The following is a 6,998-nucleotide window of genomic DNA, read 5'->3' as shown; positions in this document are numbered from 1 at the left end:
CTGGGTGAAGTGCACCAGGTAGCGCGCCGAGTTCTTGGCGTCGGTGTCCACATACACCCCGACGCCGCCGCCGGCGCCGGTGCGCTGCAGGATGCCGATGGCCCGGGCCAGCGCCCCGGCATCGGCGGCGTCGTCGATCACGGCCATCTCGTCGAGCAGCGGCCGCACGCCGCGGCGCTGCACGGTGTCCTCGTCGAGGAAGCTGGCATACAGGTCGCCGATGCGTTGCGCGTCGTCGTCGCCGGCGGCCGAACCCTGCCGGCTGGCCTCGACGATCAGGTCGCGCACCTGTTCCTCGGCGCGGTCATACAGCTGCCGGAACGCCCCGTCGGTCGCGCGGTCCGCCGGTATCTCGTATTCGGCCAGCCAGCGGCCGTTGACGTGACCGAACAGGTCGTCTTGGGGGCGGATGCTGTCGTCGACAAAGCTCAGGTCGATGCCCGAGCGGATGGCCGTATTCGTCACCCCGCCATCCTTCCATCTTTCCCGGGTGCAACGATCGGGCCATGTCCGACGGCGAGCGAACCGAGGCACCTGCTGATGAAGCTGTCGTCGACGTCGGCCCCGAAGCCGACGTCGACGCGGACTCGAACGACGACGCCGACGCGGACGAATTCGAAAGCGATGGCGTCTTTTCCCATTACGGCGTCGCGTCCGCGGTCCTCGGGGTGCTGTCGGTGGCAGCGGTGGTGCTCGGCTCCGTCATCTGGTCCGACCACCGCGACCAGGTCGCCGAACGCGGCTATTTGAGCCGGGCCATGCAGACCGCCGCGGAGTGGGCGAACGTGCTGATCAACATGAACAGCGGCAACGTCGACGCCAGCCTGCAGCGGCTGCACGACGGCACGGTCGGGGAACTCAACACCGACTTCGACGCCGCCGTGCAGCCGTACAAGGCGGTCGTGGAGAAGCTGCAGTCCAAGAGCGCCGGGCGCATCGAAGCGGTGGCGATCGAGACCGTGCACCGTGACCTGGACACCCGGCCGGCGGGCGCGGGGCCGCCAAGAGAGATAGTCACCACCAAGCTGCCGCCGTTCGCGAGCCGCACCGACTCGGTGATGCTGATCGCCACGTCGGTCAGCGAAAACGTCGGAGCCAAGCCGCAAACCGTGCACTGGAACCTGCGGCTGGACGTCTCCGACGTGGACGGCAAGCTGATGATCTCCGGATTGGCTTCGATCAGGTGAGGATCCGATGAGGAACATCTGGCGGCTGTTCGCCTTCGACGTCGCGGCCCCGCTGGCCGCCATCGCGGCGCTGCTGGCCATCGGGCTGGTGCTGGGCTGGCCGCTGTGGTGGGTGTCGGCGTGTTCGGTGCTGATCCTGCTGATCGTCGAAGGCGTGGCGATCAATTTCTGGCTGCTGCGCCGCGATTCGGTCAGCGTCGGCACCGATGACGACGCGCCGGGGCTGCGCCTGGCGGTCGTGCTGCTGTGCGCGGCGGCGCTCACGGCCGCCGTCGCGACCGGCTACACGCACTGGACCAGGGCGGACAGCGACTTCACCAACGACTCCCACAAGGTCGTTCAGATCGCCACCGGCATGGCGGAGGCGATGGCGTCGTTCAGCCCCACCGCCCCGACCGATTCCATCGACCGAGCCACGGCGACGATCGTCCCGGAGCATGCGGCCGCGTTCAAGGAGCAGTACTCCAAATCCAGCGCCGATCTGGCCCAGCACAACGTCACCGCCCAGGCCACCACGGTTTCGGCCGGAGTCGAGGCGCTCGGACCGTCGGCCGCCAGCGTGGCGGTGGTCCTGCGGGTCACCCAGAACACCCCGGGACAGCCGCCCAGTCAGGCGGCGCCGGCGCTGCGGGTGACGCTGACCAAGCGCGGCGGCGACTGGCTAGTCGCCGACGTGCTGCCGGTGCGATAGATCAGTTGGCTTCGGCCGAGCGCGCGGACTTCACCTTGACGAACCGGTCCGACAAGCGCCGGATCCGGATCATCAGCGCGGCCGTCGGGCTGGTGCTGCCGTCCAGGTAGCCGTCCAGCTCCTCGGCGGTGACGCCGATGCGGGACGCGAATTCCTGCGGGGCGAGACCCGATCGGTCGATCAAGAGGCGCACGTGGCGGGCGACCTCGGCGCGTTCGTTGGCCTCTAAGTGGGTGCGGGCCCGCTCGAGCACCTCCCACAGCGCCTTGGCGATGCCGTAGGGCCGGGTGCCCTCGAGGACCTCTTCGACCTGGCGGGCGGTCCGCCCGTACGGGTCGCGCTTGAGCGCGCCGGCGATGCGCTTCCAGGTCGCGATGTCACCGCCCTGCAAGGCCGACCGGATGGCGGCCGTCGGCCAGAACTCCACCGGCTGCTCGGGGTCCTGGAAGGGCCCACCAGTCGGTCCCCCGGGCTGCCCACTGCCGCGTTGACGCTGTTCGGGACCCGGCCGGTGGGGCGGCGGCGCGGAGCGTCGGTCGGGTGCCAACGTCACCTCGCCTCCTCCAGCATCGCCACGGCCACCGACAGGCAGCGCTGCCGGATTTCCTCCCAGTCCGAGCCCGCGTCGGCGTCCGATCCCTGGTCTTCCGGGTGGTCGCAGGGGTTGGGATCTGCGAGTCTTCGGACCAACTGGGTGGCAATCCACTGCCGCCTGGATGATTTACAACAGTAATACCTGTCCATTCCGGCCAGCACCACCGCGGCGGTCTCGGGCTCCAATGAATCGACCATGTCTGCAAAGTCGGCATAATCGCGCCGACTGTTACGGCTCATGATCAGGTAGCCCTTCAGCCGCAGGGTCTCGGCACCGGTCGGAACCAGCAGCCGGTCACCGGTGGGCAGCTGCACGTTGGTGGTCTCCACCGGGCTGCGCCGTTCGTATTCGGGCCCGTCGCCGGCCCCGGCGGTGTCGTTTTCCAGCGCGTCGATCGCGACCGACAGGCGTCCGCGCCACAGCGTCACCGGGTGAACCGGCCGGTCGGTCCCGGCGATGGCCTTGGCGATGCCGTTGCGCGAGGCCAGCCCGCCGACCAGCTTCTTGGCCGCCAGGGAGCCGTTGGTGTGGCCGTTGGAGCCGGGTTTCTTGTCGGCCGCGCCCACGCCGACGCTGACCCGCTCCTCGCTGAGCGCGACCTGGTGGGGGATCTGCCCGGGACCCAGGCCGCGGGGCTGGTCCTCGTCGGTGCCGGAGACCGCCTGGGCGGCGTTGCGGCCGCAGCCGGTGAAGGCGAGCGGATCGGCCACGCAGATGGCGTCGGGGGCCAGCTGCTTGAGCTTCGCGGCGGACTTGAGCACCATCCGCAGGTCGGCGTTGGGCGCCACCAGCGCCGAGATGTCGTCGGGGATGACGACGACGTCGCCGAGGTCGACCTCGGGCAGCGGCCGGTCGAAGTCGACCGACGGCAGCACGCGCGACAGCCAGGGCGGCAGCCACCAATTCCACTGGGCGAACATCGCCATCAGCGCCGGCACCATCACCAGCCGCACCACCGTGGCGTCCACCGCGATCGCGACCGCGCAGGCGACACCGATCTCGGCCACCAGCGGCATGCCGGCGAACGCGAACCCGACGAACACCGCGATCATGATCAGCGCGGCGCTGGTGATGGTGCGCGCGCTGGTGCTGACGCCGTAGGCCACCGCGTCGCGGGTGTTCCCGGAGTGCAGGAAGCGCTCCCGGATGCGGGTGAGCAGGAAGATCTCGTAGTCCATCGACAACCCGAAGGTCATCGCGAGCACCAGCGGGGGCACGGTGCTGTCGATCGAGCTGATCTGGGCGAAGCCGAGGTCCTTCAGCCACCCCCACTGGAACACCATCACCAGGCTGCCGTAGGCGGCGGCGACGGACAGCAGCGTCATCAGCACACCCTTGAACGCCAAGAACACCGAGTGAACCGACACCAGCAGCATCACGAACGCGATCAGCGCCACGATGCCCAGCACCAGCGGCTCGGTCTTGGACACCTGATCGTCGAAGTCCTTGATCAGCGCGGTCGGGCCGCCGACGTCCACCCGCGCCGTGCCCGCCTCGGGGATCTTGGGCAGCTGCGCGCGCATCCAGCCGACGGTCTCGCGGGCCTTCATGTCCTCGGGATCCACCGACAACACCGCCGAGAGCAGCGCGCTGCCGTTGTCCTCGGCGAACTGCGGCGGCGACACCGACACGATGTTGGGTGCCTGCGACATCCGCTGGCGGATCGCGCCGACGGTGTGGCTGTGCTCGGGGGAGGCCGCGCCGCCGTCGGGGAAGTTGATCAGCACCCGGACCGGGCCCAGCGCGCCGGGACCCAGCGCCTGGGCCGCCGCGCCCACCCCGGCGCGGATTTCGTGCGACGAGTCGAACTGGCGCAGCAGGCTGTTGCCCAGCACCATCGACGCGGCCGGCGCCGCCATCACGAGCAACACCAGCGACGCAGCCAGCGCCGACATCCACGGCCGGCGCATCACCCAGCCGATCCAGCGGTTCCAGAACCGGGACTGGGTGCTTTCGGGGCGGCGCGACCAGTGCAGCAGGGCCGACCGCTTGGCGGCCGCCCGGCCGAACGTCGCCAGCGCCGCCGGCGTCAACGTCGTCGAGGTCAGCATGGCCACGGCCACGGCCAGGATGGCGCCGGTGGCCATCGATTTCAGCGCCGGGGTGTTGATCACGTAAATCCCGGTGAGCGAGGCGATCACCGTCATCCCGGACAGCACCACGGCCAGCCCGGAGGTGGCCATCGCGGCGTCGACGGCCTCGCGGGGCTGCCGCCCGGTCCGCAGTTCCTCCCGGAACCGCATCAGGATGAACAGCGAGTAGTCGACGGCCAGCGCGATCCCGAACATCGACACCGTCGAGGTCACGAAGACCGACATGGTGGTGTAGGCGGACAGCAGATACACCAGGCCCATGGTGACCACGACCGTGCAGACGCCCAGCGCCAGCGGGATGGCCGCGGCGGCCAGCGAGCCGAACACGGCGAGCAGCACGATCAGGATGACCGGCAGGTTCCATTTCTCGGCCGCGGCGATGTCGTGCTTGGTGTTGGCCGCGGCGGCGGCGGACAGCGCGCCCTGCCCGATGACGTAGAGCCGGACCCGGCCGTTGGCGGTCTGGCCGGGCTGGTCGCCCTTGATACCGACCTTGGTGCGCAGCTGCTTGGCCACGTCGCTGGTGTTACGGGAATCCAGCCGCACCGACAGCACGTAGGGCCGGTCCGGCTGCGGCGGCCGCTGGGTGGGGTTGGGGATCTCGGTGGTACCTGGGATGCCGGCCGCGATCTGCCGCAGCTGCGCGACGGCGTCGTTCATGTCCTGGTAGCTGGCGTCGGGACGGGGTGCGGCCACCAGCGCCAGCGACGACCCGCCCTGATCGTGGTAAAGCTCCTCGAGCTGGTCGTGGACCGCCAGCGACTGCGATCCGGCCACGTCGAACCCGCCGCCGGTGAGATTGCCCGACTGTGTCAGCGCCAGATAGACGGCGGGAACCAATGCCAGCAACCAGCCTGTGAAGACCAACCAGCGGTACTTACGCAGGCTGCGGCTGAGGCGCATCATTAACTGCTGGATTTTTCCGCTCCCCGGTTCTCGCGTAACGCGTGTTGGCGACGATACCGCAGCAGGCTGTGGATTATGCGGGCTTATCTAGTTCCTGAGCTGCGACGACGGTGTTGTTGCCAAGACGCTGCGAAGACGTTGTGAACTGGTGACCAAGCGGGATTTCGATCACATATCCCGTCAGGCGCTTTGTTCGGACTGGCAGCGGTGATATCGGCGGTGGCAGGATGTCGGATGGCCCGCGCGGCCCCGGGGGATTCGGGGATGCCTGCGCTGAAACGGGCCGTCTGTTGCAGCCGTTTGCGAGGCGCCCATCCGGCGGTCGTCGCAAACTCGAAGGAGTTACCCATGACGAGAGCCACCGCTGGACGGGGTCGCAGAATCTTCGCCGGGCTGGTCGCCGCCGCGGTGCCCGGAGCGGCCGCGGCGGTGTTCGCCGGCGCGCCGGCGACCGGCGCGAACGACCCGTGCGCGGCCAGCGAGGTCGCCCGGACGATCGGCTCGGTGTCCAAGTCGATGGGTGACTACCTTGATTCGCACCCGGAGACCAACCAGACGATGACCTCGATGCTCCAGCAGCAGGCGGGTCCGCAGTCGGTGAACGGGCTGAAGTCCTACTTCGACGCCAACCCCAAGGTGGCCGGCGACATGACGTCGATCGCCCAGCCGCTGACCAGCCTGTCGCTGCAGTGCAAGCTGCCGATCTCCATCCCGCAGGCGTTGGGCATGGTCCAGCAGGCGCAGGGCGCGGCCGGTGGGCCGCCCGCGCTGCCGGCGAACCCCGCGCCAGCGTCGCCGTTGGGTGGGACCACCGGTGGCGCCCCGGCGGCGTCGCCGCCCGCGGCGACCAACCCGCTGCCGGGGCCGCCGCGGGGGAACACCGTCGGCTAGAGCTGGCCGTCCGTCTCCGGATTGCGATCGGCCGGGTTGTGATCCGCCGGATTCCGGTCCGGCGGTAACGGCCCCTGCAGCGCCGCCTCGGTCGGGTCGGCCGCGGCGTTGCCCGCGAGCGGGACGACGGGCAGCGGACCGGTGATCGGGTCCTCGTCGGAGTCGGTGACGTTCTCGGTGCGGAACACGAAGAAGAACACCACCCAGCCGATCGCCGAGATGAGCAGCCAGCTGATCAGCCGGTAGATCAGCATCGCCGAGATCGCATTGGGCAGCGACATCCCGCTGGACACCAGGCCGGGCACCAGCACCGCCTCGACGATCAACAGCCCGCCGGGCATCAGCGGGATCGTGCCGACCGCGCGGGCGGCCGCGTAGGCCACCGTCAGCCCGGCCACCGAGGCGTGGTCCCCGGCGGCGTAGGCGGCAAACCCCAGGCAGGCGACGTCGGCGATCCAGTTGAACATCGACCAGCCGAACGCCACGCTCAGGTCGCGCCGGCCCAGGCTCACCGACTCCAGCTGCATCAGCGTCTCGCGCCACTTGTCCAGGCCGGCCTCGGCCGGCCTGCCGCGAACCGAGTTGACCCACGCGAGGACCCGGCTGCCGATGCCGTCGATCAGCTCCGGGCGCGA

General features: G+C 69.7%; 6 protein-coding genes and 1 pseudogene. 3 read left to right on the top strand and 4 right to left on the bottom strand.

All coding sequences use genetic code 11. The annotated features are described in order from the left end of the window. A pseudogene (locus A5659_RS11900) lies at window positions 1-465 on the bottom strand (peptidase M13); the annotation flags it as partial. Window positions 466-506: 41 nt separating this feature from the next. Here A5659_RS11900 and A5659_RS11895 point away from each other — a divergent pair. Further along, on the top strand, window positions 507-1,187 hold the full coding sequence (locus A5659_RS11895) for a hypothetical protein (RefSeq protein ID WP_067181224.1): 681 nt from the start codon (window positions 507-509) through the stop codon (window positions 1,185-1,187). A 7-nt stretch (window positions 1,188-1,194) separates the two neighbouring features. After that, the gene (locus A5659_RS11890; RefSeq protein WP_066876309.1) at window positions 1,195-1,878 is read left to right on the top strand and encodes a hypothetical protein; all 684 of its coding nucleotides are present in this window, start codon (window positions 1,195-1,197) and stop codon (window positions 1,876-1,878) included. Window position 1,879: 1 nt separating this feature from the next. Here A5659_RS11890 and A5659_RS11885 read toward each other — a convergent pair whose 3' ends face one another. Then, complete coding sequence (locus tag A5659_RS11885) at window positions 1,880-2,431, bottom strand: hypothetical protein (RefSeq protein WP_066872104.1); 552 nt, start codon at window positions 2,429-2,431, stop codon at window positions 1,880-1,882. After that, window positions 2,428-5,472 carry an MMPL family transporter gene (locus A5659_RS11880; protein ID WP_067181221.1) on the bottom strand — a complete coding sequence of 1,015 codons (3,045 nt, stop codon included), beginning with the start codon at window positions 5,470-5,472 and terminating at the stop codon, window positions 2,428-2,430. Before A5659_RS11880 ends, A5659_RS11885 begins: the two co-directional genes overlap by 4 nt. Window positions 5,473-5,820: 348 nt before the next feature. Between A5659_RS11880 and A5659_RS11875 the strand changes: the two genes are divergently transcribed. Continuing rightward, a complete protein-coding gene (locus A5659_RS11875) occupies window positions 5,821-6,363 on the top strand; it encodes a hemophore (RefSeq protein WP_067181218.1) in 543 nt (180 codons plus the stop codon). Here A5659_RS11875 and A5659_RS11870 read toward each other — a convergent pair. Further along, the coding region (locus A5659_RS11870) for a YbhN family protein (protein ID WP_156749147.1) at window positions 6,360-6,998 on the bottom strand (639 nt) is incomplete at its 5' end. The two genes, A5659_RS11875 and A5659_RS11870, sit on opposite strands and share 4 nt — an antisense overlap.

The sequence above is a fragment of the Mycobacterium sp. 1165196.3 genome, from assembly GCF_001673415.1.
GTDB classification, from domain to species: Bacteria; Actinomycetota; Actinomycetes; order Mycobacteriales; family Mycobacteriaceae; genus Mycobacterium; species Mycobacterium europaeum_A.
Note: the sequence above shows the minus strand (reverse complement) of the source record. Positions and strands in the feature narration are given on the sequence as shown.